Below are 25,835 nucleotides of genomic sequence, written 5' to 3' on the forward strand. Positions count from 1 at the left end.
TCCCACACCGATGGCGAGCAGGACCGCTGTAGCTGCGAGGACAGGGGTGCGAGCTGAGGTTGCCTTCGTGCCGAGGTTGAGGCTGCTGACCGGGTAGTCGATCATCTTGGCCGCGGAGCGGGCGGTCGTCGCCCCGCTGACGTCCGCTAGGTACTCGAGAGCACCGTCGAAGCCGGCGCGCCCGCTCGGACCGTGAACGCCTGGTCGCAGACGGATGTCGACGCTGGGGGCGTCCGGTTCGGTGAGGGTCAGGAGCGTCATGCCGTGGGCGGTGTGGACCACGCCGGTGTCGTTGAGCGCGACGGTTCGCGCTGCGGCGGAGTTGGCGTAGACCTCGAACAGGGCTGCCGTATCGATCTCTCCGTCGCCGTCTTGAAGCTGGATGCCGATGGTGGGGCGGCCCCACGGGAGGAGGGTGTTCAGGCCGAAGGGCCAGTCGGCGAGCGCCCAGGACTGCACGGGGATGGCCGTGGGGGCGTCGGGCGACCACCCGGGGTAGCCGACTTGTGCGCCGACCGTTCCGGCTTCGTCGGCTCCTGCGAGGTCTTCGATGACGGATAGCGCGCCGGGGATGCCGGAGGTGATGCCGGCGGTGGTGGTGATGGTGCCGTCGCGGACGAACCGTTGCCCGGCCACCCAGCGTGTTTCGGGATGGGCGGCGCGCAGGCTGGACAAGCGCGACCAGTGGCTGGTGGCGGTGCGACCGTCGAGGAGTCCGGTCTCGGCCATCAGCATCGCGCCGGCGCAGACGCTGAGGATGCGCGCGCCACGCGCGTGTTGCTGCGCGACCCAGTCGCGGGTGTCCTGCTCGACGATGCCGGAGGGGTCGTCGACCGCCGGGACGACGACGACGTCTGGTGCGAGCTCGGCATGGGCATCGACGTCGCTGAACGTGTGGTCCGGCACGATCGACGGTGCCCCCTGCGTTGGGGCGGGGCCGGGGTCGCGGGCGACGGTGTAGACCGAGAACCGGGGCGAGCGCGCGAACACCTCATACGGGCCCATCGCGTCGGTCGCCACAGTGGCAGACGTGCCCAGGATGACCGCAACGACAAACGTCTTGGGTCGCGCGGGCCGGGCCCCTGCTCCGGTTGGGAGGAGGTCCATGTCGGCGTCTCCGGCCGAGGCAGGGTCGTACGGGGTGTGCTCGAGGTGGCCCTGGGCTGCGGTGACGCGGGCGCCGGCAAGGCCGAGCCCTCCCAGTGTGAGGACCGCAAGGACCGTGAACAGCGTCGTGCGAAACGTCGCAGCGACGATCCGTCGGACCCGCATCACAGGTCACCCTCCCCGTGACGGGCGCCGGTGCGCCCGCTGCCAAGGGTGCGCCAGCCGAGGGCAGCGGTAGCGAGCGCGACGACGGCTCCCGCGGTGAACGCTGCGGTGAACCCGGGGCCGTCGAGTGCTCCGGTGGTCGGGGCGGCTGACGCACCGATGACGATGAACGCGGCGGTCCCGAGAGCGCCGCCGACCTGCATGGAAGCAGACGCGAGGCCGGAGGCCAGGCCGGTGTGGGAGGCAGGCATCGAGGCAGCCACGACCATGGTGGATGGAGTGAAGCTGAGCGCCACTCCGGTCGCGACGAGGAGCAGGCCGGGGAGGACCTCCAGCGCGTAGCCGAAGTCCTGGGGAGCGTAGGCGAGCCACATCTGACCGCTGGCAAGGAGGACCAGGCCGAGCACGAGGGTGCGGAGGGGACCGAAGGCCTTCAACGCGCGCGGGAGGACGGCGAGGGAGACGGCGAACCCGGTCAGCGAGGTGGGGACCATGGCGATACCCGCCTGTTCGGGCGGCATGGCGAGGACCTGCTGCAGGTACAGAGCGACAAGCACGAAGGTGGATCCACGAGTCGCTCCCCCGAACAGCGCCAGGGCCACCCCACGGCGCGCCATGCGCGAGACGAACACCTCGAGCGGGACGATCGGGTCGACGGCCCGGCGCTCCAAAGTCACGAACGCTGCCCCAAGGACCACTGAGGTGCCGAACAGGCCGAGGACGCGCGGCGAGGTCCACGCGTGGTCGACGGCGTCGACGGCACCGTGCACGAGCGTGATGACGGCTCCGGTGGCCAGCGCCGCACCGACCCAGTCGAGCGAACGACGCCCGGTGACCGAGTCGGCCGCGAGGACGCGCCGCGCGAGCAGGATCGCCGCTACCGAGACAGGGACGGTCACGAGGAAGACCGCTCGCCAGCCGAGGTTGCCGGCGAGGAGGCCGCCGGTGACGACGCCGGTCGCGCCGCCGAGGGTGGACGCGGCACCCCAGGCGCCCATCGCCCGGGCGCGCTGCGCGGCGGGGAAGGTGGCGAGCAGCAGGGACATGGCGGCGGGGCTCAGGGCGGCAGCGCCGATGCCTTGGACGACCCGGCCGCCGATGAGCATGACGGGACCTGCCGCGAGCGCTGCGAGAAGGGTTCCCAGGGTGAAGAGGCCGGCGCCGGTGGTGAACAGGCGCCGGCGGCCGAACAAGTCGGACGCCCGGCCGGAGAGGAGCAGCAGCCCGGCGAAGGCGAGCACGTAGGCGTTCACGACCCACGTCAGCTGAGCCGGCCCGAACCCGAGCTCGGACTGGATGGACGGCAGGGCCACGTTGACGATAGAGGTGTCGAGCATGACCAGGAACTGCGCTGAGACGAGGAGCGCGAGCGCGAGCGGCTGCCGGCGCTGCTGACCCGAGCCGGTGGGCTCAGCGGCGGCTGAAGCCGCGTGCGGTTCCGTGCGGCCGGTGGTGGCAGTCATGGTGTCACGCCCTTCAGGCCGCGAGGCGGGCCAGGACTGCTCCGCCTCGGGCCTCGCCGCGCGCCCCCACTCGTGCCGTGCGCGTGGTGCCGCACCGGGGGCAGTGGGTGCCGTGGACGACGTCCATGTCCTGACCGCACCAGCACCGCTCGCGCCCTGCGTCGGCGGCCGGCCGGCTGGGCCTCCCTGACGTTCCCGAGATGCTGAAGACGGTCGCCGCCATCTTGTGCGTCGGTGCGGTCGTCCCGGACATCGTCATGCTGAACGTGGTCGTGGTGGACGTCGTCATGGTGGTTGTTGCGGTCCTGCCGGTCCAGGAGCTGCTGTACATGGTGCTCACCGCCTGCGTGTCGTAGTGGGTGGGTTGATGTCTTCAAGATGTCGCGGACCCGGCGTGCTCGAACCGGTCGAATGGCCAGGGTTGGGCCTTGCCGTGGCCGGGTCGAGGTGGGGGGTCGGGTCCGCGACACCGGTCACTGGTGCATGTGGCCGATGGCGCCGGTGACGCGCTGTGCGGGCATCCGCCACAGGGCGTAGGCGGCAACGACCGCTGCGATGGCGGCGGCGCAGGTGAAGCCCCTGCTGAAGGCGTCGGCGGCCCCGTCCGCCGTCGCGAGCGACCCGGCGGTGCTGGCCACCGCGGACAGGACGGCCACACCGAGCGCGGCTCCGACCTCGTGTCCGGTCATCAGGAACCCGGACGCCACGCCGGCGTGCGAGGCGGGGATGCCGGCCATCGACGTGACCGACACGGGCACGAAGACCATGCCGACGCCGACGCCCATGATGATCAGGCCGGGGAGCAGGTCGACGGCGTAGCCGGCGTCGGGTCCCGCGATGGACAGCAGCACGGCGGCGCCTGCGGTGATGAGGAGACCGACGCCGGCGACGACGCGCGGTGCCGCGTGAGCGAGCAGGTGCCGGGCGAGGATGGTGCCGGCGGTGATGGCGAGCGCGAAGGGCAGGAACGCCACCCCGGTCTTCAGCGCCGAGTAGCCAAGCACGGTCTGCACGAAGATCGAGGTCAGGAACACGGAACCGACCAGGAGGCCGGTGATGCCGAGCATCACGGCCGTGCCGGACACGAGGGCCTTGAGCTTCCACACGTGCGGAGGGAACAGCGGCTTGTCGGCGCGTCGCTCGATGGTCAGGAACGCCACCAGGAGGACGGCCGAGACCGCCATGGCGAAGACGGTGTGGGCTGACCACCAGCCGTGCGTGGCGGTCGCTCCCAGCGCGTAGGTCAGTGCGACGAGTCCGCCGATGACCGCGCTGGCGCCGGGAAGGTCGAGGTCGGTGAGCTGGGGACGGGCGACCTGCTCCTTGGCGATGGTGCGGGTGCCGACGATGAGCGCGATGACACCGATGGGGCCGTTGATCCAGAAGATGAACTGCCACGACGTCCAGGTCGTGACGGCTCCGCCGAGCAGGACGCCTGCGGCGACGCCGAGGCTTCCGACGGCTCCCCACAGGGCGAGCGCGGCCCTGCGCTGTGCGCCGGCGTAGGTGGTGGTGATGAGCGACAGCGCAGACGGGGTGAGGAGTGCGGCGCTGAGTCCTTGGACGGCGCGGGCGGCGATGAGCTCGCCGGTCGAGCCGGCGAACCCGCTGAGGATGGACGCGGCGGTGAAAAGGGTGAGGCCGGTGAGGAACACGCCGCGGCGCGAGAGCAGGTCGGAGATGCGTCCGCCGAGGAGCAGTCCGCCGCCGGACATCATCACGTACGCGGTGACGAGCCACTGCAGGTTGCCGCCGTCGATGTCGAGGGCGTGCCCGATGGTGGGGAGCGCGGTGTTGACGACCGAGATGTCGAGCACCACGAGGATCTGCGCGGCCAGAGCGACGGCGAGCACCGTCCATGGGCGGCGCGGTCCGTCCTCGTCGTCCTGGCCTCCAGTGGCGTGCAAGGAGGCGTGAGGGTCAGCATGAACCGCGTGCTGCGCGGCGTGCGGTGAGGCAACCGGCGAGGGCTGGCGTGCGGGGTGCGGTGCACCGTGGCGTGTGTGGGACATGTTGGGCTCCTGCGTGATGGGTGGGATGTGGCGGGGGGATACGGCCAGGGGGCTGCGTGGATGGGCTGCGCGCGCTCGGCTGGGCGGGCGAGCCGGGGCGGTACGCCGTCGGTCCCTGCGGTAGGGCGTGCGGCGGATACCGGTGGTCGGTCAGGGCCTCGCGAGCGGGGTGTGGCTGCGGACGGCCTGGACGACCGAGGTGATGGCCTCGATCGAGGCGGAGGCGCCGGCCGGGTCCTCGACCATTCCCTGGTGGCTGGCGTCTACAACGCGGTGGACGACGTTGCTGGACAGCGCCGCGAGCTGGTCCTGCGCATGCGTCCAGCCTCCGGTGTCGTGGGCGGTGTCCGCGCTGGTCAACACGACGAGGGGACGGCTCCCGAAGGTGGTCAGCGCCTGAGCCTGCGCGAACACCTCGGGCAGCATCGACACCTCGTCGCGAGCGTTCCGCCCGCCTCGCGGGGACGCGTTCATGTCGTCGACCGCACCTGCCGCACCGCCGGGCAGGTGTGACCCGGCCAGCAGCGACCCGAGACCGAGTCGGGCCAAGCTCGGCATGACGCCGTAGATGCGACGCAGCATGGCGTAGGTGCCCGGGTAGCTGGGGATGGCGGTGAACTGGTGGGGGCTGGTGCTGTCGATCAGCACCAGCCCGGCGGTCTCGTCCGGGTACTGGTGGGCGTAGGTGAGGGCGTAGGGGCCGCCGATGGAGTGACCCGCGAGGACGAAGGGTCCGTTCTCGCCGGCGGCGTCGAGGACGGCGTGGAGGTCTTCGGCCGCGGTCACCGCGTCCTGAGGCTGGTCGACGTCGTCGCTCCAGCCCTGCCCGGCGCGGTCGTAGGCGCACACGCGGGTCGTCGGTGTTGTGCCGTCGACGATGCGGGCCCACGAGGCGGAGAACTCGCCGAGACCGTTGAACAGGACGACCGTCGGGCTGCCCTGACCGCGGCAGTCGATGTGAAGGTCATGACCGCGCACCGAGACCGTCATGCCTGAGGCGGGGTTGGCTTCCGCGAACGGGTCGACGGTGACCTGGCGTGCTCCTGCACCGACTGCGGCCGCCGTGAGCACCAGCAGTGTCGCGGCCACCAGCCAGCGGCCCGCCCCGGTGAGGTGCCGGCGGGACTGGACGAACGTCCATCCTGCGAGCGCGAGCGCGAGCGGCGGCCAGACCCAGGTGAGCACGCCAAGGGTGTGGTCTGAGGGGGAGGAGGCGATGAGGGCGCACCCAGCCGCTGCCATGGCGGTGGCCGGGACCACCGCCCACCGCTGCGGGCGACCGGTCCTGCCGGCCAGCGTGTAGAGCACTGCCCATCCAAGGGCGAAACCGAGCAGGGCGAGGCCCGTGGTGACTCCTTCTCTGGCGCCCGGAAAGACGCCGAGCGTTAGGGCGCCGGCCGCAGCCGCTCCGACGGCCAGGGAGACGACCACGAGCGCGGTTGAGGGGCGCGTGCTTGGCGCCGTGCCGGGGGTGCCGGTGGCACTGTCGGTGGTGCTCGGCGACGGGTGGGTGGTGCTCATCAGCTTCTCGCTCTCACAGCTGGGGAACTGTCCTGCTGAGAGTGCGCGCGCCGACCGGACCGTCGCCCCGGTCAGATGGCCGGGATGACCTGACAAAGCGTGTGGGGGAAGGTCGTCGAGTCGGGGTCAGGTGAGGTCGAGCTGAGCCAGTTCGCCTCGGGAGGTGACGCCCGCCTTGGTGAAGACGTTGCGCAGGTGGAACGCGACGGTGCGCGGGGAGATCCAGCACTGCGCCGCGACGTCTTTGTTCGACATCCCGGAGCTGACTAGCTGGGCGATCTTTCGCTCCGTCGGGGTGAGCTGCAGCTGGGTGGACGGGTCGCGCTTGCGGGCGGTCTCCCCCGAGGCGCGGAGCTCCTGCTCGGCGCGTGCCGACCACGCGCTGGCGCGGACGTCGCTGAAGGTGTCGAGCGCGTGCCGCAGGTGCTGGCGGGCGTCGACGCGGCGCTGCTGGCGACGCAATGACTCCCCGTAGGTGAGCTCGATGCGCGCAACGTCCACGGGACGTTCGCTCCGCTCGCCTTCCGCGAGCGCACGACGGAAGCCGTCCTCGACGTCGCCGTACTCGGTCAGCGCGTGACCGAAGGCGACGGCCGACCGCGCCCACGGGTGCGCCGTCTGATCAGCGAAGTCCTCGAGCTCCGCGGTCCACGCCTGCACCTGGGTGTCCTCGCCGGCCCGCGCGGCCGCTTCGAGCCGCTGGGTCGCCACCATCCGAGCGATGAAGGCGAGGCGGATCCGGGTGAAGTGGTGGAGCGCACCCGCGGTGTCCCCTTGCCCGGCGGCCCGCAATGCGGCGGCCCACCTGGTTAGGTCGTGCACCGGGTCGGCGGTGATGCCGAGCGGGTAGGCCCCGACCACGGTCTCGAGCCGGTGGGCGAACTGGTCGTAGTCGTCGCTGCCCTGATGGGCCGCGAGCAACGTCAGCCAGGCAAGGGGCAGGGCCGTCATGGCCCCCTGGCCGATGCTCTCGCCGAGGTTGAGCGCCTCCTCGGCGCTGACCCGCACAGCGAGGTGGTCACCGCTGGCGAAGTGGACGAAGCACAGGCGTTGGAGGCAGTAAATGACGGCGGTCACCGCTCCGCTCTCGCGTGCACGGGACAGGGCGTGGGAGTAGAACCGGCGCTGGCCTTCGTCGTGCCCGAGCTGCAGGGCGGCGTTTCCGAGGTTCCAGAGCACGTCTCGGTCGTCGACGTCCTCACCGAGGTCGAAGGCGAGGTCCAGCGCGCCCACCGCCGCATCCCAGCGTCCCTCGGCGACCTCGGTCATCGAGGTCAGCATCGCTCGCAGGCACCGGGTGCGGACCGAGTCGTCACCCGCGGTCGCGGCGAGCAGGTCTGCGGTTCGCAGTGGTGTGCCGCTGTCGGCGCCGAAGGTACGCATGACGGCGGCCAGGACCCCGAGTTGCAACGCCCGGGCGGGGTCGGTGTCGCACACGGCGTGTGCGGCATCGACGAAGATCCGGTGCCCTTCTGGGGCGGAGCCGATGTTGACCTCGATGTGTCCGCGAAGACTGGCAATGTCGGACAGCACGACCGGGTCATCCGCCACCTCCCGTGCGGCTGCGAGGAGTGCGCGGGCTCGCTCCGCCTGACCGCACGCCCAGGCGCTGCGAGCGGCCGCAACGCTCAGCTGCGCCCGTCGGGCAGGAAAGTTGGACAGGCCGGCGGCGCGCTCGTACGCGGCGAGCGCAGCGACGTACCCACCGCGTCTCTGGGACCGGGAGCCGACGTCGGCGAGCGCGTCGACCAGGTCCTCCTGAAGATGGTCATGGAGGTCGTCGTGACTGTCGTTCACAGCGAACGCACGGTGCCACACGGCACGGTCTGCCTCCCCGGCGCGGCTCAGCGCCTCGCCCAACGCGCGGTGTGCGCGGCGTCGCGCGTCGTCCGGTGCGGCCTGGTAGACCGCGGACCGGACGAGGGGGTGCCGCAGTGCCACCGTGTGGTCGGACTGCACGAGGAGTCCTGAGTCCACGGCGGCGCGAAGCGCGAGGTCGTCGAGGTCGAGCCGTCGGGCGGCGGCGCGGACGACGTTGAGACGGCCCGAGTCGTCGGCGGCGGCCAGAAGGAGGACCTGCTGGGCGGGTTCGGAGAGCCGGCGGCTCCGGTCGAGGAATGCCTGCTCGACGCGTTGGGTGAGGTGCAGGTGGGCCGGCAGCGCGGACGCGCCGGTGAGCTGGGCGGCGTCGAGCTCGTGCGGGAGCTCGAGGAGCGCCAGCGGGTTGCCGCGTGACTCGTCCACCAGCCGCGCGACAACCCCTTCAGCTGCCGATTCGCCGAGGTGGCGGACGAGAAGAGCGCGACTCGCGTCGTCGTCCAGCCCACTCAGCACGATCTCGCGAAGCCCCGGGGCCTCGAACCGCGAAGCACCGTCCTCACGGGCCGCGAACAGCATCGCCACCCGGTCCGCGCCCAGGCGGCGGCCACAGAACAGCAGCGCTCCGATCGACGCCGGGTCGAGCCAGTGGGCGTCGTCGACGATGCACAACACCGGCGCCTCCTCCCCGGCTGAGGTGAGCAGCGACAACGTCGCGACCCCCACCAAGAACGGCTCCACCGACGGACCGTCCTCCTCGCCGAACGCCACCCGCAGCGCACGCGCCTGCGGCGCCGGTAGCTCGTCGCGCAACCGCGTCAGCGGTAGCAGTAGGCGGTGCAGGGCCGCGAACGGCAGCGGAGCCTCGGCTTCGAGCCCCTGGGTGCGAAGAAGGGTGACGTCTGAAGCGTCGGCGGCGAGAGCGTCGAGGAGCGCGGACTTCCCGACACCCGGGTCGCCGCGGACCACCACGGTTCCGGCCGCGCCGTCGCGTGCCTGCTCGACGAGCGCTCCCAGGAGCGCCCGCTCGGGGTCCCGGCCGACCAGCACGGCACGAACGTACAACCGACCGGCGGCGGCCGCAGGGATGGACCGGACCAACCCCGGCGGTTTTGCCGGGGCGACCCGGCATCATCCGCAGCAGGCTCGGACTCACGCTCGGAGGCACTCGGCCCCGAGAAGGTCCACCACCTGGAGCCCACTAATGCACCCCCACCTCACCTCTGCCACTACCGACAGCGGCACGCGCGCCGGCAACGCGCCCACCGTCATCGCTTCGGCTGACCCGCAGACATCGGACCGCGACGAGACCGCGAGACGCCGCCAGATCGGTCTGCTGGTCTTCGACGGAGTCGAGGAACTGGACGCCGTCGGGCCGTGGGAAGTGCTGTCGAACTGGACCCGCGAACACCCCAACGACGGATGGGACGTGTTCTGCATGTCCGCCCACGGAGGACCCGTCGTCGGAGCGAAGTCCCTCATGCTCGGAGCCCACCACTCGACCAAGACCGCACCCCAACTCGACGTCCTCATCCACCCCGGCGGGAAAGGCACCCGACCGATGCTGAACGACCCGGAACACCTCGACTGGATCCGCAAAGCCCGCCGCCGAGTGCCGCTGATGGCCTCGGTATGCACCGGCAGCCTCGTCTACGCCGCCGCCGGCCTCCTCACCAACAGGCCAGCCACCACCCACTGGGCCTCCCTCAACCACCTCGCTGAGCTCGACCCCACCGTCATCACCGACGTCCGGTCTCGCTTCGTCGACGACGGAGACCTCATCACCAGCGCCGGAGTAAGCGCCGGCATCGACATGGCCCTCCACCTCGTCGCCCGCCTCGCCGGCACCAACCGCGCCCAAGAAGTCCGACGCGACATCCAGTACGACCCCATGCCCCCCGTCTGACCACCCGCCCCCACGCCAAGACCAACCCACCCAACCCCGACCCACCGCGCCAGCAGACAAGGACGAAGGCATGAGCACCGACACCCCCGCCGACAACACCATGGCTTCGGCAAACCCCCGACCCGGCACGATGCGCGCCATCACCCAGGACCGCTACGGCAACGCAGACGTCCTCTACCCCGCCCACGTGCAGCGGCCCGTCGCCGGCGACGGGCAGGTACTCGTGCGCGTCCGCGCCGCCGGCCTCGACCGCGGCACCGAGCACCTCCTCACGGGAAAGCCGTACGCCGTGCGCCTCGCCAGGGGACTTCGCCGCCCCAAGAACCCCGTTCCAGGGAGGGACGTCGCCGGCATCGTCGCTGAAGTCGGAGCTGGCGTCGACGGGTTCACGGTCGGCGACGAGGTGTACGGCGTCGCCCCCGGCTCGTTCGCCGAGTACGCCCTCACCACCCCGGACAAGCTGACCCGCAAGCCCGCCGACGTGTCGTTCGCTCAAGCCGCCGTCGTACCCATCTCCGGCGGCACCGCGCTCCAAGCCGTCACCGGTGCGGGGCGTCTCCAGCCTGGCCAGACCGTCCTCGTCACCGGCGCCTCAGGCGGCGTCGGCAGCTACGCCGTTCAGATCGCCCGCGCTCTGGGAGCCGAGGTCACCGGTGTCAGCAGCCCCGCCAAGACCGACTACGTCCGAGCCATCGGCGCCCACCACGTCCTCACCTACCCGCACGACGACTGGGCCGACGGCACCCGCCAGTGGGACCTCATCATCGACGTCGCCGGCAACCCCTCCATTCGCCAACTCCGCCGCGCCCTCACCCCACGCGGGACCGCCGTGTTCGTCGGCGGAGAGAACGCCGGCGCCCTCGTCGGCATGCACCGCCAGATCCGCGGGGCCATGCTGTCGCCGTTCGTCGGTCAGCAACTCGTACCCCTCCTCGCCCGCGAACACGCGAACCACTACGAGCGCCTCACCACCCTCATCGAAGCCGGTCAGCTTGACCCCGTCCTCGACCGGACCTACCCGCTTGAGAAGGCCGCCGACGCGATGCGGCACCTCGCGCGCGGCGAGGTTCGCGGGAAGGTCGCGGTCGTCATCAGCGGCCGCGGCTAGCGTCCCTGCATGGGCACCGAGCATCAGGACGCCGAGCAGAGCGACGAGTCCGTCGACGTCGCGGCCATGCAGGCCGAATTCTCGAGGTACGTGCCTAGGGGCACCGCCAAGCGCCTCGCGAAGCTCATGGACGCCGGCACTGACCTGGTCGCCATCAGCCTGCGCGGTAGTGGACCAGGGTCGGAAGGAGTCAACCCGCAGATCCTCTTCTGCGACCGCTCTGTACGAACACCTCACGCGCGACTGGCCCTCCTCCTAACGCCCGTGTTGAGTCCGGCCGTCTGAAGCAACTCGACATCACGACTCTTGGTGAGTACCTGCGCCCTGACTGTGGCCTCGACCTGCGCGACTTGGTACCACACCACGCCGTCCGTGCCGACCACGTGCGGGAGTCGGCCTCGTCGCGTCCGCTGACGAACGGCGGCCGGCTGCACCCCGAGAACCTCAGCGACGACCTCCGCGCGCACCCAGTCGTGCTCGCTGTTCGGTGGCGTGGGCTCGGCAGGCGGTTCAGGGTCAGGCTTCGGCAGCGCCCGAAGGCGAGCGGCCTCGGCGCGCGCGTCCCGCAACGCCAGCACTTCGGACTTCCGCAGGCTCGAGCGCTCTCGTCGCGGGTGCAACAACTGACGGCGCGTCAACTTCGGCACGTTCGACGGGTGCGTGGACAAGAGGCGTGCGGCGGCCCGGATGGTGATCCACTCGTCGTCCGCCTCCGACATGCCCGGAACGCTACCCACGATCGTGTGCATCCAACCGGTTCTCCGCAGGGCGATGTCGGTGGTGGCGGCTAGCGTCCCGACATGGACAGCAACGACGGCCACTCGAAGAGCCAGCCCGTCCAAGGCGATGACGTCGATGTTGCGGCCCTGCAGGCCGAGCTCGCCGAGGCCAAGCGGATCGGACGATGGCTCTACGACCACTCCCCGGGACTGCGGCGCTTTCTCGGCGACGTGTCCGAGTGGCCGTGGCTTCTCGATGCGGATGCGCCTGGCGGCGTGGACGCCGCGCACGTTGACGACGCTGTACGTGACCGGCAAGTCCTTCATGCTTTCGCGGTCATCCAGGCGTCGGGACGCGACCCGTTCGACGCCCAGGACCTTCCCACCGCCTTGGGGTTCACGAGCTCCGAGTTCGACTCGACGGTCTCTCGCCTCATCCATGGAGGGCTGGTCACCGGAGGTCGGTACTTCAGTCGCGCGTTCGTTGAGACCGTGACCGACGCTGGCATGGAGGCCGCGCGCACCAAGGACACCGCGCACGTGGCGCGGCCGTGAGGACGTCTCCCACGGTCCACCCGGTCTCGCAGCCGGCGAACGGGGGCGCCGGCCCGGCTGGATGTCGCGACAAGCTGTCACGGACCTAGTCCGCGGACACGTGCTGGGCCGGCATGCGCTCCGCCGAGGCGGCACCCAGGGGCCTACCGACCGACGTCAGGGAGCGCATCGAGCTCGAGCCCAACCGGCCACAAGCCTGTGGCCTGGGTCACAACGCGACGGTAGCCCTCCTCGGCGCCCAAGATGCCCGGCGTCTTTCCCGTGCGCTCGGTGCGGGACGTCGAGCAGCGGGAAGCGGTCGAGAGGCGGAGCCATGAACCCGAACAGTCAACGTCGGCGCGGACGTGCGTCCGCGACTCGTCCGCTGACCGTCGGACGGTTGCGCATGGTGAAGGGGGATGACCCCGGCCGGGGCTCGACTCGGCCACCGTCCCCCACAAGCAACGCGATCCGCCCCAGTGTGCTCCACGACGCGGACGCGACATGGAAGGCCGACCTGCGATGACCAACGAGATCCTTACGGCGCTGACTCACACGCCGTACGTCGCTGCCCTCGCCAGCCTCGCCGCTGCCCTCGCCAGCCTCGTCGCCGCCCCCGCGGCAGTCGTGCATGGCAGGGCAGCCATCATCCGAGCCCGTGGGGACGCCGATGCGAAGCGCACCGACGCCGAAGCCCGGCGCCTCGACGCGGAAACGAGGAAGGCGTCGGCCGGCGTCAGCGACGCAGGGCGGACGAACACCCAGATGCAGAGCGATCTCATCCTGAGCCGACTGCTGAACTCGCCGCCGGACGACATCGAGAAGTTGAAGGTCCTCGCCGGGATGTACCAGCACGCGTCGGCCGTAGCGGCCGGCACCGCCGTCCCATCGTCCACGGACACGACACCCCAGGGGGATCAGTCACCTGGTCTCGCGGTCGTGCCAGACCTGTCTCGCATGGAGCGTCTCCTCGCGCGTGCCGCATCAGCTGTCGGGTGAGCTCAGGTCGTTCCGACACTGACGACGTGACCTCCGTCGTCAGCGCGGGGGCCGGTGGTTGCACCCCTTGAGTGGCAGACCTTCCACCGCTCGGATGGGAACTCCCCCCTCGCGCACCACCACCTCGAAGGCCCCGGATCACCGATCCGGGGCCTTCGTCGTTCCCGGGGCCGGGCCCGGACGCGGGCCCCGCGCCCGCCCGAGCACGCCGCCGTACGGCAGCGCCGCCACAGCCGGGATGGCCCGGACGGGTGGTGCGGCATGGCCCGAACGGGGGGTATCGGCCGCCGTGCCTCAGCCGGGTCCGTGCCGGGCCGATTCGACGGGGGACAAGCCATACCCGTAGGGACGGAGCCCACGTTGGATGCCATGGACGGCCTCGACGAGATCATCGGCGAGTTCCTGGTCGAGAGTCACGAGAACCTCGACCAGCTCGACCGCGACCTGATCGCGCTCGAGCGCGACCCCTCCTCGACAGCACTGCTGGCGAGCGTGTTCCGCACGATCCACACGATCAAGGGCACGAGCGGGTTCCTCGCCTTCTCGATCCTGGAGTCGGTGACCCACGTCGGGGAGAGCCTGCTCGCACGGCTCCGCGACGGTGAGCTGTCGCTGACGCCGGGCCTGACCAGCCTGCTGCTCGAGGTCGTGGACGCCGTGCGCGCCCTGCTGACCAACATCGAGCACGAGGGCGGCGAGGGCACCGAGACCTACGACGACCTCGTCGCGCGCCTCTCGGCGGTCCTCGACGGACAGCTGCCGGACGACCCCGCCCCCACGGCCGCCCCCGCTGCGGCCGTCGCGGAGCCCGAGGACGACGCCGCGGAGCCCGGGACGGACCTCGGCGAGCACGCCGGGGAGGTGCTCGCCGAGGTCGCCGCGGTCATCGAGGCCGCGACGCACGCGCCCCTCGAGGTCGTGCCCCTGCCGGCACCCGTTCCCGCAGCCGTGCCCGCGCCCGCCGCGGCCGAGCACCACGAGGAGCCGGGCGAGGCCCGCAAGTCGGTGGCCGACAGCACGATCCGCGTGGACGTGTCGCTGCTCGACTCCCTCATGAACCTGGTGGGCGAGCTGGTGCTCACCCGCAACCAGATGCTCCAGCGCGTCGCGTCCCGCGAGGACGTCGAGCTGGCCCGCACCACGCACCGCCTCAACCTCGTCGCCGGCGAGCTGCAGGAGGGCGTGATGAAGATGCGCCTCCAGCAGATCGACACGCTGTGGAGCAAGCTGCCGCGCGTCGTGCGGGACCTGTCGGTCCAGCTCGGCAAGAACGTGGAGCTCGACATGCGCGGTCGCGAGACCGAGCTCGACAAGACCATCCTCGAGGCCGTCCGCGACCCGCTGACGCACCTGGTGCGCAACAGCATCGACCACGGCATCGAGACCCCCGAGGCGCGCATCGCGAAGGGCAAGCCCGCGCAGGGCACGCTGTCGATGCGCGCGTTCCACGAGGGCGGCCAGGTCAACATCGAGATCCGCGACGACGGCGCCGGCATCGACCCGGCCAAGCTGCGCGAGAAGGCGGTCAGCAAGGGCCTCCTCGACCGCGAGACCGCCACCCGCCTCAACGACCACGAGGCCGTCAACCTCATCTTCACCCCCGGCTTCTCGACCGCCGAGGGCGTCACCAACGTCTCGGGCCGCGGCGTCGGCATGGACGTGGTGCGCACCAACATCGAGAAGATCGGCGGCGCCATCGACCTCACCAGCGAGGTGGGGGAGGGCACGACGGTCCGGATCCGGATCCCGCTGACGCTGGCGATCATCCCGGCGCTGGTCGTCGCCGCCAACGGCAACCGCTTCGCGATCCCGCAGGTCAACCTGCTCGAGCTCGTGCGCCTCGATGCCGCGCAGGCCGCCACCGCCATCGAGACCGTCCACGGCTCGCCGGTCTACCGGCTGCGCGGTCGCCTCCTGCCGCTCGTCGACCTGCGCGAGCAGCTCGACCTGCCCGCGGTGGAGCGCGAGACGACGTACGTCGTGGTGCTCAAGGCCGACAACCAGCAGTACGGCCTGGTCGTCGACGACATCCTCGACACCGAGGAGATCGTCGTGAAGCCGCTGGGCCACCAGCTGCGCCACCTGCCGCTCTACGCCGGCGCCACGATCATGGGCGACGGCGCCGTCGCGCTCATCCTCGACGCGACCGCCCTGGCCCGCCGGGCCGGCATGACCCCGGAGTCCGAGCTCGGCCTCGCGGGTGCGGGCGCCACGGACGGCGACGAGGACGTCGCCTCGCTGCTCCTGGTGGAGCTCGGCGACGGGCGCCGCGCGGCGATCCCGGTCGCCGCGGTCGACCGGCTCGAGGAGATCGAGCGCGGTCGGGTCGAGCGGGCCGGTCACCACGAGGTCGTGCAGTACCGCGGCCAGATCCTGCCGCTGGTGCGCCTCGACCACGTCCTGCACGGGGACGGCGGCCACCCCGGACTGTCGACGCTGCAGGTGGTCGTGTGCCGCCAGGGCGAGCAGCGCGCGGGCGTGGTGGTCTCCGCGATCCACGACATCGTCGAGACCGCCCTCGACACCCGTACCCCGCTCGACTCCACCGGCGGCGACGGCTCGGCCGTCGTGTCGGGCCACGTCACCGAGCTCGTCGACATCGCCCAGGTCTTCGCCGGACTCCCGGCCGACCGCCTGGCCTGGTCGGCGTAGGAGCCCCCATGTCCCAGTACTGCACCTTCTCCCTCGACGGCCACGTGTTCGGCGTGCCGGTGTCCTCCGTGCAGGAGGTCCTGCGCTCGCAGGACCTCACCACGGTGCCGCTGGCGCCGACGGAGATCGCCGGCCTGCTCAACCTGCGCGGCCAGATCGTGACCTCGCTCGAGCTGCGCGCCCGCCTCGGCCTCCCGCCGCGCGACCCGGACGCGCCCGCCGTCAACGTGGTCGTCAAGACGGCCGACGGCGGGGCGGTGAGCCTGGTCGTCGACGAGATCGGCGACGTGCTCGAGCCCTCCCGCGACGCCTTCGAGGCGCCGCCGGACACGGTGCCGGTCTCGATCCGCGGCCTGGTGACCCGGGTCTGCAAGCTCGACGGCGCCCTGATGCTGCTCCTCGACGCCGCCCGGGCCGTCGAGGTCCCGGTCGCCTCCTGACCATCCGGGGGCGCACCGCCCCCCGGCCGGCACCCGGCCACCCGACCCACCCATCCCGCTCCGGAGCCCCTCCGTGGCTCCCCCTCCCCCGGAGATCCCATGACCTTGCTCGCCCCGCCGCCGGCCCACACCGTGCCCGACGTCGCCCACCCGACCGTCGGCCAGGCCCCGGACGCCGGTCGTCCGGCACCGGCCGCCTCGCCCGAGCGGGAGGGTGGCCGCTTCCGGAAGATGACCGCCGACCTGTCGACCGCCCGCAAGCTCGGCCTGCTCACCGTCGTGTGCCTGCTGCCCTCGGTCGTGCTGCTCGGTGTCTCGGTGAAGGCGACCAGCACCGCCACCGACGACGCCAGCGTCTACGAGCAGGTCCAGCTGGCCTCGGCGGAGCTGTTCCACCTCGACAACCGCAACAGCGAGATCAAGGCCGACGCCTTCCGCTCGCTGATCCCCGGCGGCAGCGCGCAGGCCGCGGTCACCGATGCCGCGGACGACATCGCCAGCGCCCAGGACGTGATCGCCACCCTGCAGGGCCTCGACGTCCCGGCCGAGATGGAGGACGCCCTCGCCGACCTCGACACCACGGCCGCCACCTACTACGACGCCGTCGACGCCTTCATCGCCGACGCGACCGACGGCGAGGGCCCCGCCCTCTCCGAGCAGGCCGTGATCAACGCCAACCACGACCTCGACAGCTCGCTGGAGGAGCTGCGGGCCGTCGCCGACAGCCAGCTGTCGACGCTCGACGCCGACGCGGAGGCCGCCCAGTCGCGGGCCCGGACGCAGATGGTCGTCGTCGCGCTGCTCGGCCTGCTGCTCGGCATCGCGCTCGCGACCTGGATCGCCCGCGCCATGGTGCGCCGTCTCTCGCGCACCGTGGAGCTCCTCGAGCACGTCGCCGACGGCAACCTCGACCGTCGTCTCGAGGTCGACTCCATGGACGAGGTCGGTCGGATGGGCGTCGCGCTCAACGCCGTGCTGGACCGGCTGTCCTCCACGATGGGTCAGATGGACGCGAACGCGCAGTCGTTGGCGTCGGCGTCGGAGGAGCTCTCGGCGGTCTCGGGTGAGATGTCGGGGTCGGCGTCGGAGTCGTCGTCGCAGGCGGGTCTGGTCTCGGCGGCTGCCGAGCAGGTCTCGCGCAACGTGCAGACCGTCGCCACGGGCACCGAGGAGATGTCGGCCTCGATCCGCGAGATCGCCGCGAACGCCTCCAACGCCGCGTCGGTGGCCGCGCAGGCCGTCGTCGTCGCGGAGTCCACCAACGCCACCGTGGCGAAGCTGGGCGACTCCTCGGCCGAGGTCGGCAACGTGATCAAGGTGATCAACTCGATCGCGGAGCAGACCAACCTGCTGGCGCTGAACGCCACCATCGAGGCGGCGCGTGCCGGCGAGGCCGGCAAGGGCTTCGCGGTCGTCGCCAACGAGGTCAAGGAGCTGGCGCAGGAGACGGGGAAGGCGACCGAGGACATCGGGCGCCGGATCGAGGCGATCCAGGCCGACACCCAGGCCGCGGTGGACGCGATCGCGGAGATCGCCGAGATCATCGGCCAGATCAACGACACGCAGGCCACGATCGCCTCGGCGGTGGAGGAGCAGACCGCGACGACGAACGAGATGAGCCGCAACGTGGCGGAGGCGGCGACGGGGTCGGCGGACATCGCGATGAACGTGACGGGTGTGGCGCGCAGCGCCTCCGACACCCAGGCCGCGGCGAACTCCACCAGCCAGGCTGCGGACGAGCTGGCCCGGATGGCCTCGACCATGCGCTCCCTCGTCGGCCAGTTCCGCTACTGAGACCGGCCGGACGAGGAGAGGGACCCCCATGACGAGGCGGATCAGGGTGCTGGTCGTCGACGACTCGGTCGTCGTGCGCCGGCTGGTCAGCGACGCGCTGGCCGCTGACCCGGCGGTCGAGGTGGTCGGCACGGCGGCGAACGGCCGGGTCGCGATCGCCAAGATCGACCAGGTCAACCCCGACCTGGTCACGCTCGACATCGAGATGCCGGTCATGGACGGCCTGGAGACCCTGCGCCACCTGCGCAAGGACCACCCGCGCCTGCCGATCGTGATGTTCTCCACGCTCACCGAGCGTGGGGCGACCGCGACGCTCGACGCCCTCGAGCTCGGCGCCAGCGACTACGTCACCAAGCCGGCCAACGTCGGCAGCGTGACCGCGTCGATGGAGGCGGTGCGCAACCAGCTGCTGCCGCGCATCCACAGCCTGTGCGCCGGGATCGCGAGCAACCCGCGTGCGGCGTCGCCGTACCGGCCCGCTGCGCCCGTCCTCGCCGTCCGCCCGCCCGTCGCGGTCGCCGCGGCACCGCGCCCGTCGGGTCGGGTGGACGTCGTGGCCATCGGGTCGTCCACCGGCGGGCCCGACGCCCTCGCGGCCGTGCTCGCCGCGCTGCCCGCCGACCTCCCGGTCCCGGTCGTGGTGGTGCAGCACATGCCGCCGGTCTTCACCCGGCAGTTCGCCGACCGGCTCAACGGCAAGGTGCCGCTGCGCGTCTCCGAGGCCGTGGCGGGCGACGCCGTCACCGCCGGCCGGGTGCTCATCGCCCCCGGCGACCACCACCTGCGGTTCCGGGGCTCGCCCACCCGGTCCGTGACGCCCGTCGCCACCCTGGACCAGGGGACGCCGGAGAACTACTGCCGCCCTGCCGTGGACGTGATGTTCCGGTCGGTCGTGGAGACCTGGGGCGGCAACGTCCTGGCCGTCGTGCTCACGGGGATGGGATCCGACGGCGCCAGCGGATCGGCGGGCGTCGTCGCCGCCGGCGGGTCCGCGATCGTGCAGGACGAGGCGACCTCCGTGGTGTGGGGCATGCCCCGCGCCGTGGTCGACGTCGGCGTCCCGGCGCAGGTCCTGCCGCTGGACCGCATCGGTCCGGCCATCGTCGAGCGCGTCCGCCACGGACGCCACCATCCCTTTGCCCCCCGAGAGGCAGCCCTCGCATGAACCTGTCCCCCCGCTCGTTCGCCTACGTCTCGGAGCTGGTGCGCCGCGAGGCCGCGATCGTCCTCGAGACCGGCAAGGAGTACCTGGTCGAGGCCCGGCTGCAGCCCCTGGCCCGCGCCGGTGGCTTCGCGAACCTCGACGCGTACGTCGCGCACCTCCAGACGCCCGGTGGCTTCACCGGCCGCGCCGCGGTCGTCGAGGCGCTCACCACCAACGAGACGTCGTGGTTCCGCGACCGCGAGCCCTTCGACGTCCTGGTCGCGCAGGTCATCCCCGACCTGCTGGCCCGCAACGCAGCCCGGCGCAAGATCACCGTCTGGTCCGCCGCGTGCTCGAGCGGCCAGGAGGCCTACACGATCGCGATGCTGCTCCAGGAGCACGTCGTCTCGCGCGGCTTCCAGGTCGAGATCGTGGCCACCGACATCGCGCCCAGCATGGTGCAGCGCACCAAGGAGGGGCGCTACAGCCAGCTCGAGATCGGCCGCGGGCTCCCCGCGCCGCTCATGGTCAAGCACTTCCAGCGCGCCGGCACCCAGTGGCAGGTCTCCGACCAGCTGCGCTCGATGGTGCGCGCGCAGACGATGAACCTCGCCACGGCCTTTCCGCCCATGCCGGTCTTCGACCTGGTGTTCCTCCGCAACGTCCTCATCTACTTCGACCAGCCCACCAAGCGCTCGGTGCTCCAGCGCGTCCGGCAGGTCATGTCCCCCGACGGATACCTCTTCCTGGGGGGCGCGGAGACGACTCTCGGGGTCGACGAGACCTGGCACCGCCAGCCCGTCGGCCGGCTCACCCTCAACCGACCCCGACCCCCGGCCAGCTCCGCCGGGGCCCCGACCCGTCCCGCGCCGGCGTTCAGCATGCCGACCCGACAGGAAGCGATCTGACATGCGAGCTCTGGTGATCGACGACTCCCGCACCATGCGGCTGATGCTGGCGCGCCAGCTGCAGCAGCTGGGCTACGAGGTGCTCCAGGCCGGCGACGGCCAGGCGGCCCTCGACGTCCTGGCCGACAACCTCGACGACCTGCCGACCCTCGCCACCGTCGACTGGAACATGCCGGTGATGAACGGCCTGGAGTTCGTGCAGGCGACCCGCAAGGACCCGAGGCTGCGCGACCTCACGCTGATGATGGTCACGACCGAGGCCGAGCAGGGCCAGATCGTCCGTGCCCTCGCTGCCGGTGCCCACGAGTACCTCATCAAGCCGTTCTCGGTCGAGGCGTTCGTCGACAAGATCGACTACCTCGGCCTCAACCCCCAGAGAGGTGTCGCATGAGCACCTACGTGCCCGAGTCACCGGTGACGCCCGAGGACCTCCAGCTCCTCGGGGCGGACGTGCTGGCGGCCTTCCTCGTCGACGGCCCCGCCGGTGTCGTCCGCGAGGAGCAGGCCGACGGACGCGTCCGCGCCTCCGTGGCGGTCCGCGGCGAGTGGAACGGGGTGATCACCCTCGAGGTGTCCCGCGCCGCCGCCCACGACCTGACCCGCCGCATGCTGCTCCTCGACGAGGTCACCGAGGAGGACGTGACCGACGCCGTCGGCGAGCTCGTCAACGTCCTCGGCGGCAACGTCAAGAGCCTGCTGGTCGAGGGCAGCGTCCTCGGCCTGCCCGAGGTCACGGACGGTGACCTCGGGGACAGCACCCGCGTCGAGATCTGCCAGACCGAGCTCTGGTGGGCCGGCCACCCCGTCCACGTCCGTGTCTGGGGAGCCGACCCCGACCATGACCCCGCCCATGAGCACAGGAGCACCCCATGAAGATCCTCATCGCCGACGACAGCCGCGTCATGCGGCAGATCGTGATCCGCACCCTCCGCCAGGCCGGCTACTCCGGCCACGACATCGTCGAGGCGGAGAACGGCGCCGTGGCCCTCGAGCTGGTGCGCAGCGAGTCGCCCGACCTGGTCCTCTCGGACTGGAACATGCCCGAGATGAACGGCATCGACCTGCTGCGCGCGCTGCGTGCCAGCGGCGACCAGGTGCCCTTCGGCTTCGTCACCTCCGAGGGCACCCCGGAGATGGTCGAGCGCGCCAAGTCGTCCGGCGCCCTCTTCCTCATCGCCAAGCCGTTCACCGCCGACTCCTTCCGCGACGAGCTGGACGCGGTGGTCGCGTGAGCACCGACCTGCTCGCGGAGATGGCCCGCGTCCCCAACGCCCTCGAGGTGCGCGAGCTCCTCACCGACCTGCTCGGCCGTGACGTCGAGGTCGCGCCGGCCGACCCGTTCGCCGGCGACGCCTCGATGGGCTCGACCTTCGCGGTCTACGTCGACGACCAGGGCACCACGCGGGTGGTCGCGGTCATGGACTTCGCGCTCTCGGCCTGGTCCGCCGCCGCCGTGGGCCTGATGCCCGCCGGCGGGGCCAGCGACGCCATCGACGAGCGCGAGCTCTCCCCGATGCTGAAGGAGAACCTCTTCGAGGTCCTCAACGTCATGGCCGCGCTGCTCAACGGCGCCGGTCGACCGCACACGCGCCTGGAGACCGTGCACCACGTCGACGCGTGGCCGCACTCCCAGGTCGTCATCGACGCCGAGACCACCGGACGCCGGCTCGACCTCACCGTCACCATCCCGCTCTACGGCAAGGGACGCCTGTCCGTCGTCGGCATCCGCTGACCCGCCGGCCGGCGTCCGTGGGGCCGGTGCTCCCGCCAGGAGCAACCGGCCCCGCGCCGTCGCACCGCACGCCCCCGCTGCACGCCCCGCTGCACGCCCCGCTGCACCCGCCCAGGCGCCACCGCCTGACCTCGATGCCTCGCCCACCCGCGGGCGGCAGACCCGGAGGAAGCCGATGACCACGCTGACCGACCCGCCCGCGCTCGGGACGCCCGAGCACGCCGGGACGTACCCCGGCGCGACGGTCACCGACGACGTCGTCGCCGGGGGAGGTCCCGACGACGCCGGTGCTCCCCGGCGCCGCCGCGTGGCGCTCCGCCGGCCCGGGCGCCTGCGCTTCCGCTTCCGCGACCTGCCGACCGCCCGCAAGCTGCTCCTCGGCTACCTCGCGCTCGTCGTGATGATGGTCGGCGTCGGAGCCGTCGGGATCACCCGGCTCGCGGCCTCCCAGGACCACCTCGAGTCGATGTACCGCGACAGCCTCCAGGCCACCCTGTGGCTCTCGGAGACCGGCGACCACCTCTCCGCGATGACCCGCGCGCTCGACGACTTCGCCCTCAACTCCACCGCGCGCTCGGTCAGCGACGTCTCGGCGGGTGTGATGCGCGAGGACCAGCTCATGGACCAGTCGTGGCGGCTCTACACCTCCGCCGACGCCCCCGGGCGCGAGGACGGACGGGCGGCCTTCGACGCCGCCATCGCGAGCTACCGCGACGCCCGTGACGAGAAGGTGCTGCCCCTGCTCGCCTCGGGCGAGGTGGCCCAGGGCGTCGCCGCGATGAACACCGACCTCAAGCGCACCCAGGAGGCCTCCACCCAGGCGCTCGAGGCCCTCAAGGTCGTCGAGACCAAGGCCGCCGAGCAGGCGATCGCCGACGCCCGTACGTCCTACCAGCACGCCCGCGACGTGATCCTCGCGCTCGTCGCGGTGGCCGCGCTGCTCGGCATCGCCCTGGCGCTCGGGATCGGCCGCCTGGTGTCGCGCCCGCTCGTGCGCACCGTGGAGGTGCTGGAGGACGTGGCCGGGGGACGCCTCGACCGCCGGCTGGAGGTCAGCTCCGCCGACGAGGTCGGCCGGATGGGCGTCGCGCTCAACGCCGTGCTCGAGCGGCTGTCCTCGACGATGGGCCAGATGGACGCCAACGCCCAGTCGCTGGCGTCGGCGTCCGAGGAGCTCTCGGCCGTCTCGGGCGAGATGAGCGGTGCGGCGTCGGAGTCGTCGTCGCAGGCCGGCCTGGTCTCGGCCGCGGCCGACGAGGTCTCGCGCAACGTGCAGACGGTCGCCACCGGCACCGAGGAGATGTCGGCCTCGATCCGCGAGATCGCCGCCAACGCCGCGAACGCCGCCTCGGTGGCCGCCCAGGCGGTGCAGGTGGCGGAGTCGACGCACCGGACGGTCGCCAAGCTCGGCGACTCCTCGACCGAGGTCGGCAACGTGGTCAAGGTGATCACCTCGATCGCGCAGCAGACCAACCTGCTCGCCCTCAACGCCACCATCGAGGCCGCCCGCGCCGGCGAGGCCGGCAAGGGCTTCGCGGTCGTCGCCAACGAGGTCAAGGACCTCGCGCAGGAGACGAGCACCGCCACCGAGGACATCAGCCGCCGGATCCAGGCCATCCAGGAGGACACCGGCGCGGTCGTCGCCGCGATCGCGGAGATCGCCGAGATCATCGGCCAGATCAACGACACCCAGGCCACCATCGCCTCGGCGGTGGAGGAGCAGACCGCCACCACCAACGAGATGAGCCGCAACGTCGCCCAGGCGGCCACCGGGTCGACCGAGATCGCCCACAACGTCGTCGGCGTCGCCCGCAGCGCCTCCGACACCCAGGCCGCGGCCGACTCCACGAGCCAGGCGGCCGAGGAGCTGGCCCGGATGGCCGCGACGATGCGCTCGCTCGTGGGTCAGTTCAGCTACTGACACCCACCCCTGGGGGCACCGCGCGCCGGTGCGGCCGCTGGCATGCTCGTGCCATGGCAGACGCCCAGGACGGCCCGACCGACGAGGAGCGGTGGCTCGTGGTCGACGGCCGTCGGTGGCGGCGCACGGACCCGGCGGTGCCGGAGGACGCGCTGGCCCGGCTGAAGTCGCACCTGGGTCGGGGACGCTCCGGCGTGCGGACGGCGCCGGACGACGCGGCGCTGGCCTCCACCCGTCGGCGCACGCAGCTGGCCAAGGTCGGCCTCGGCGAGCGGGGCACGCCGTGGTGGGAGCAGACCGATGCCGAGCGACGCGAGCGGTGGGAGACGGCGCTCGCGGAGCTCGACGCGCTGGACGCGGCCGACTGAGGGGGAACGGGGCCGGGTCCGGGCGCCCGGGAGGTCTCGGCCGGGCTGGCAGACTCGGAGCCATGACTACTCTCACCGACTTCTCCGCGAAGGCGATCGACGGCACCGACACCGACCTGTCGGCGTACGAGGGCAAGGTCGTCCTCGTGGTCAACACGGCCTCGCAGTGCGGCTTCACCGGTCAGTACAAGGGCCTGCAGGAGCTCCAGGACACCTACGCCGACCAGGGCCTGGTCGTCCTGGGCTTCCCGTGCGACCAGTTCGGCCACCAGGAGCCCGGCGACGAGGCGGAGATCTCGGAGTTCTGCGAGCGCAACTTCGGCGTCACCTTCCCGCTGTTCTCGAAGGTCGAGGTCAACGGTGACGGCGCGCACCCGCTGTTCCAGTGGCTCAAGGACTCCAAGGGCGGGATGCTCGGCAGCAAGATCAAGTGGAACTTCACCAAGTTCCTCGTCGGTCGCGACGGCCAGGTGATCGACCGCTACGCCCCGACCACCGAGCCGGAGAAGCTGTCGAAGGACATCGAGAAGGCGCTGTGATCCGCGCCGGCGTCCTCGTCGCGGCGGTCCTCGCCGCGCTGGTGGCGTCGGCCGACCCGGCCCCGGCCAGCGGTCTCGAGGCCCGCTCGGTCGTCGGCACCGGTACGCCGGCGTCGTGCACCTCGGCCGCCGTCGTGCGGGCCGTGGCGCGTGGCGGCCGCATCGGCTTCGACTGCGGTCCCGACCCGGTGACGATCGTGATGCGGCGCACCGCCAAGGTGGTCAACACCTCCGCGCGCGTCGTCCTCGACGGCGGGGGACTGGTCACGCTGAGCGGCGACGGCCGTCGTCGGATCCTCTACCAGGACACCTGCGACCGCCGGCAGGTGTGGACGACCCCGCACTGCGACGACCAGGCCGAGCCGCGCCTGGTCGTGAAGCGGATGCGCTTCGTGCGCGGCAGCGCCCTGGGTGACGACGAGGGCGGCGGCGCGGTCTTCGCGCGCGGCGGCCGGCTGCGCATCCTCGACTCGGTCTTCGAGGACAACCGCTGCCGGCGCACCGGCCCCGACGTCGGTGGGGCGGCGGTGCGCGTGCTCGACCAGTTCCGCGACCGGCCGGTCGTCGTCCGCCGCTCGACCTTCTCCGGCGGCAGGTGCAGCAACGGCGCGGCCCTCAGCTCGATCGGCGTCTCCTGGCGGATCAGCCGCTCGACCTTCACCGACAACCGAGCGGTCGGTCGCGGCGCGAACCCGGCGCGCCCGGGCACGCTCGGCGGTGGGTCGGGCGGCGCGATCTACATGGACGGCAACGACATCCACCTCTGGCTCGACGACTCCACGCTCACCGGCAACCACGCGCGCGAGGGCGGGGGCGCGATCTTCTTCGTCTCCAACGACCGCACGGGCACGCTGGCCGTCGACGGCTCGCGGCTGGAGGACAACCCGAGCACGGGGTTCGAGACGCTGCCGGGGATCTTCTTCCTCGGCGCGAGCCGGTCGATCACCGACTCGGTGGTGCGCTGAGAGGTCTCGGGGCTCGCTGC

25 protein-coding genes are annotated in these 25,835 nt (G+C 71.9%); 19 read left to right on the top strand and 6 right to left on the bottom strand.

Annotated elements, in window-relative coordinates:
- Positions 1-1,272 (bottom strand): DJ-1/PfpI family protein (locus ACFFJG_RS10170; protein WP_378518565.1); only part of this gene is annotated, 1,272 nt, incomplete at its 3' end.
- Positions 1,272-2,735: an MFS transporter gene (locus tag ACFFJG_RS10175; RefSeq protein ID WP_378518566.1), complete on the bottom strand. Its 1,464-nt coding sequence runs from the start codon at positions 2,733-2,735 to the stop codon at positions 1,272-1,274. The genes ACFFJG_RS10170 and ACFFJG_RS10175, both read right to left, overlap by 1 nt.
- A 200-nt stretch (positions 2,736-2,935) precedes the next feature.
- Between ACFFJG_RS10175 and ACFFJG_RS10180 the strand changes: the two genes are divergently transcribed.
- The gene (locus ACFFJG_RS10180; protein ID WP_378518568.1) at positions 2,936-3,091 is read left to right on the top strand and encodes a hypothetical protein; all 156 of its coding nucleotides are present in this window, start codon (positions 2,936-2,938) and stop codon (positions 3,089-3,091) included.
- Positions 3,092-3,208: 117 nt separating this feature from the next.
- Here the strand turns inward: ACFFJG_RS10180 and ACFFJG_RS10185 are convergent, their stop codons facing one another.
- The 3 genes from ACFFJG_RS10185 to ACFFJG_RS10195 form a co-directional block, all read right to left on the bottom strand.
- Positions 3,209-4,642: an MFS transporter gene (locus ACFFJG_RS10185; RefSeq protein WP_378518569.1), complete on the bottom strand. Its 1,434-nt coding sequence runs from the start codon at positions 4,640-4,642 to the stop codon at positions 3,209-3,211.
- 255 nt (positions 4,643-4,897) lie between these two features.
- The gene (locus ACFFJG_RS10190; RefSeq protein ID WP_378518570.1) at positions 4,898-5,932 is read right to left on the bottom strand and encodes an alpha/beta fold hydrolase; all 1,035 of its coding nucleotides are present in this window, start codon (positions 5,930-5,932) and stop codon (positions 4,898-4,900) included.
- Positions 5,933-6,394: 462 nt separating this feature from the next.
- On the bottom strand, positions 6,395-9,136 hold the full coding sequence (locus ACFFJG_RS10195) for a helix-turn-helix transcriptional regulator (protein WP_378518571.1): 2,742 nt from the start codon (positions 9,134-9,136) through the stop codon (positions 6,395-6,397).
- A gap of 154 nt (positions 9,137-9,290) precedes the next feature.
- Between ACFFJG_RS10195 and ACFFJG_RS10200 the strand changes: the two genes are divergently transcribed.
- The 3 genes from ACFFJG_RS10200 to ACFFJG_RS10210 all read left to right on the top strand — a co-directional run bounded on the left by ACFFJG_RS10200 (position 9,291) and on the right by ACFFJG_RS10210 (position 11,385).
- Positions 9,291-9,992 (top strand): DJ-1/PfpI family protein, encoded by a 702-nt coding sequence (locus ACFFJG_RS10200; protein WP_378518572.1) that lies wholly within the window; start codon positions 9,291-9,293, stop codon positions 9,990-9,992.
- A 70-nt stretch (positions 9,993-10,062) separates the two neighbouring features.
- Entirely contained in the window at positions 10,063-11,100 is a 1,038-nt protein-coding gene (locus ACFFJG_RS10205; protein WP_378518573.1) for an NAD(P)-dependent alcohol dehydrogenase, read from the top strand.
- Positions 11,101-11,109: 9 nt separating this feature from the next.
- Complete coding sequence (locus ACFFJG_RS10210) at positions 11,110-11,385, top strand: hypothetical protein (RefSeq protein WP_378518574.1); 276 nt, start codon at positions 11,110-11,112, stop codon at positions 11,383-11,385.
- Here ACFFJG_RS10210 and ACFFJG_RS10215 read toward each other — a convergent pair.
- Positions 11,334-11,819, bottom strand: a complete 486-nt coding sequence (locus ACFFJG_RS10215; RefSeq protein ID WP_378518575.1) for a hypothetical protein — start codon at positions 11,817-11,819, stop codon at positions 11,334-11,336. The two genes, ACFFJG_RS10210 and ACFFJG_RS10215, sit on opposite strands and share 52 nt — an antisense overlap.
- Before the next feature lie 81 nt (positions 11,820-11,900).
- On the opposite strand from ACFFJG_RS10215, the gene ACFFJG_RS10220 reads away from it, so the two are divergent.
- The 15 genes from ACFFJG_RS10220 (at position 11,901) to ACFFJG_RS10290 (ending at position 25,815) form a co-directional block, all read left to right on the top strand.
- Entirely contained in the window at positions 11,901-12,374 is a 474-nt protein-coding gene (locus tag ACFFJG_RS10220) for a hypothetical protein (RefSeq protein ID WP_378518576.1), read from the top strand.
- Positions 12,375-12,875: 501 nt separating this feature from the next.
- Positions 12,876-13,352 (top strand): hypothetical protein, encoded by a 477-nt coding sequence (locus ACFFJG_RS10225; protein WP_378518577.1) that lies wholly within the window; start codon positions 12,876-12,878, stop codon positions 13,350-13,352.
- A gap of 369 nt (positions 13,353-13,721) precedes the next feature.
- Complete coding sequence (locus ACFFJG_RS10230; RefSeq protein WP_378518578.1) at positions 13,722-16,004, top strand: chemotaxis protein CheA; 2,283 nt, start codon at positions 13,722-13,724, stop codon at positions 16,002-16,004.
- An 8-nt stretch (positions 16,005-16,012) separates the two neighbouring features.
- On the top strand, positions 16,013-16,444 hold the full coding sequence (locus tag ACFFJG_RS10235; RefSeq protein WP_378518579.1) for a chemotaxis protein CheW: 432 nt from the start codon (positions 16,013-16,015) through the stop codon (positions 16,442-16,444).
- A 99-nt stretch (positions 16,445-16,543) separates the two neighbouring features.
- The gene (locus tag ACFFJG_RS10240; protein WP_378518580.1) at positions 16,544-18,238 is read left to right on the top strand and encodes a methyl-accepting chemotaxis protein; all 1,695 of its coding nucleotides are present in this window, start codon (positions 16,544-16,546) and stop codon (positions 18,236-18,238) included.
- A gap of 28 nt (positions 18,239-18,266) precedes the next feature.
- Positions 18,267-19,403, top strand: coding sequence for a protein-glutamate methylesterase/protein-glutamine glutaminase (locus tag ACFFJG_RS10245; protein WP_378518581.1), 1,137 nt, complete (start codon positions 18,267-18,269; stop codon positions 19,401-19,403).
- Positions 19,400-20,290 (top strand): CheR family methyltransferase, encoded by an 891-nt coding sequence (locus tag ACFFJG_RS10250; RefSeq protein WP_378518582.1) that lies wholly within the window; start codon positions 19,400-19,402, stop codon positions 20,288-20,290. The genes ACFFJG_RS10245 and ACFFJG_RS10250 overlap by 4 nt, the downstream gene beginning before the upstream one ends.
- A gap of 1 nt (position 20,291) precedes the next feature.
- A complete protein-coding gene (locus ACFFJG_RS10255) occupies positions 20,292-20,681 on the top strand; it encodes a response regulator (RefSeq protein ID WP_378518583.1) in 390 nt (129 codons plus the stop codon).
- Positions 20,678-21,163 carry a chemotaxis protein CheX gene (locus ACFFJG_RS10260; protein ID WP_378518584.1) on the top strand — a complete coding sequence of 162 codons (486 nt, stop codon included), beginning with the start codon at positions 20,678-20,680 and terminating at the stop codon, positions 21,161-21,163. Before ACFFJG_RS10255 ends, ACFFJG_RS10260 begins: the two co-directional genes overlap by 4 nt.
- Positions 21,160-21,522 carry a response regulator gene (locus ACFFJG_RS10265; protein WP_378518586.1) on the top strand — a complete coding sequence of 121 codons (363 nt, stop codon included), beginning with the start codon at positions 21,160-21,162 and terminating at the stop codon, positions 21,520-21,522. Before ACFFJG_RS10260 ends, ACFFJG_RS10265 begins: the two co-directional genes overlap by 4 nt.
- On the top strand, positions 21,519-22,022 hold the full coding sequence (locus tag ACFFJG_RS10270) for a hypothetical protein (protein ID WP_378518587.1): 504 nt from the start codon (positions 21,519-21,521) through the stop codon (positions 22,020-22,022). The genes ACFFJG_RS10265 and ACFFJG_RS10270 overlap by 4 nt, the downstream gene beginning before the upstream one ends.
- Positions 22,023-22,197: 175 nt before the next feature.
- Positions 22,198-23,943 carry a methyl-accepting chemotaxis protein gene (locus ACFFJG_RS10275; protein WP_378518588.1) on the top strand — a complete coding sequence of 582 codons (1,746 nt, stop codon included), beginning with the start codon at positions 22,198-22,200 and terminating at the stop codon, positions 23,941-23,943.
- A 53-nt stretch (positions 23,944-23,996) separates the two neighbouring features.
- Positions 23,997-24,311: a hypothetical protein gene (locus tag ACFFJG_RS10280; RefSeq protein WP_378518589.1), complete on the top strand. Its 315-nt coding sequence runs from the start codon at positions 23,997-23,999 to the stop codon at positions 24,309-24,311.
- Between the two features lie 62 nt (positions 24,312-24,373).
- Positions 24,374-24,850: a glutathione peroxidase gene (locus tag ACFFJG_RS10285; protein WP_378518590.1), complete on the top strand. Its 477-nt coding sequence runs from the start codon at positions 24,374-24,376 to the stop codon at positions 24,848-24,850.
- Positions 24,847-25,815, top strand: a complete 969-nt coding sequence (locus ACFFJG_RS10290; protein WP_378518591.1) for a hypothetical protein — start codon at positions 24,847-24,849, stop codon at positions 25,813-25,815. Before ACFFJG_RS10285 ends, ACFFJG_RS10290 begins: the two co-directional genes overlap by 4 nt.
- Positions 25,816-25,835 lie beyond the last annotated feature (20 nt).

Source organism: Nocardioides zeicaulis (assembly GCF_042432345.1).
Taxonomy (GTDB): Bacteria; Actinomycetota; Actinomycetes; order Propionibacteriales; family Nocardioidaceae; genus Nocardioides; species Nocardioides zeicaulis.

Bases quoted from the DNA above. Each gene is read 5' to 3' on its own strand.
- ACFFJG_RS10255 (WP_378518583.1), top strand. From the start codon at position 20,292: ATGCGAGCTCTGGTGATCGACGACTCCCGCACCATGCGGCTGATGCTG.
- ACFFJG_RS10200 (WP_378518572.1), top strand. From the start codon at position 9,291: ATGCACCCCCACCTCACCTCTGCCACTACCGACAGCGGCACGCGCGCC.
- ACFFJG_RS10235 (WP_378518579.1), top strand. From the start codon at position 16,013: ATGTCCCAGTACTGCACCTTCTCCCTCGACGGCCACGTGTTCGGCGTG.
- ACFFJG_RS10220 (WP_378518576.1), top strand. From the start codon at position 11,901: ATGGACAGCAACGACGGCCACTCGAAGAGCCAGCCCGTCCAAGGCGAT.
- ACFFJG_RS10280 (WP_378518589.1), top strand. From the start codon at position 23,997: ATGGCAGACGCCCAGGACGGCCCGACCGACGAGGAGCGGTGGCTCGTG.
- ACFFJG_RS10205 (WP_378518573.1), top strand. From the start codon at position 10,063: ATGAGCACCGACACCCCCGCCGACAACACCATGGCTTCGGCAAACCCC.
- ACFFJG_RS10245 (WP_378518581.1), top strand. From the start codon at position 18,267: ATGACGAGGCGGATCAGGGTGCTGGTCGTCGACGACTCGGTCGTCGTG.
- ACFFJG_RS10275 (WP_378518588.1), top strand. From the start codon at position 22,198: ATGACCACGCTGACCGACCCGCCCGCGCTCGGGACGCCCGAGCACGCC.
- ACFFJG_RS10250 (WP_378518582.1), top strand. From the start codon at position 19,400: ATGAACCTGTCCCCCCGCTCGTTCGCCTACGTCTCGGAGCTGGTGCGC.
- ACFFJG_RS10225 (WP_378518577.1), top strand. From the start codon at position 12,876: ATGACCAACGAGATCCTTACGGCGCTGACTCACACGCCGTACGTCGCT.
- ACFFJG_RS10230 (WP_378518578.1), top strand. From the start codon at position 13,722: ATGGACGGCCTCGACGAGATCATCGGCGAGTTCCTGGTCGAGAGTCAC.
- ACFFJG_RS10285 (WP_378518590.1), top strand. From the start codon at position 24,374: ATGACTACTCTCACCGACTTCTCCGCGAAGGCGATCGACGGCACCGAC.
- ACFFJG_RS10175 (WP_378518566.1), bottom strand. From the start codon at position 2,735: ATGACTGCCACCACCGGCCGCACGGAACCGCACGCGGCTTCAGCCGCC.
- ACFFJG_RS10260 (WP_378518584.1), top strand. From the start codon at position 20,678: ATGAGCACCTACGTGCCCGAGTCACCGGTGACGCCCGAGGACCTCCAG.
- ACFFJG_RS10215 (WP_378518575.1), bottom strand. From the start codon at position 11,819: ATGTCGGAGGCGGACGACGAGTGGATCACCATCCGGGCCGCCGCACGC.
- ACFFJG_RS10180 (WP_378518568.1), top strand. From the start codon at position 2,936: ATGCTGAAGACGGTCGCCGCCATCTTGTGCGTCGGTGCGGTCGTCCCG.
- ACFFJG_RS10210 (WP_378518574.1), top strand. From the start codon at position 11,110: ATGGGCACCGAGCATCAGGACGCCGAGCAGAGCGACGAGTCCGTCGAC.
- ACFFJG_RS10240 (WP_378518580.1), top strand. From the start codon at position 16,544: ATGACCTTGCTCGCCCCGCCGCCGGCCCACACCGTGCCCGACGTCGCC.
- ACFFJG_RS10265 (WP_378518586.1), top strand. From the start codon at position 21,160: ATGAAGATCCTCATCGCCGACGACAGCCGCGTCATGCGGCAGATCGTG.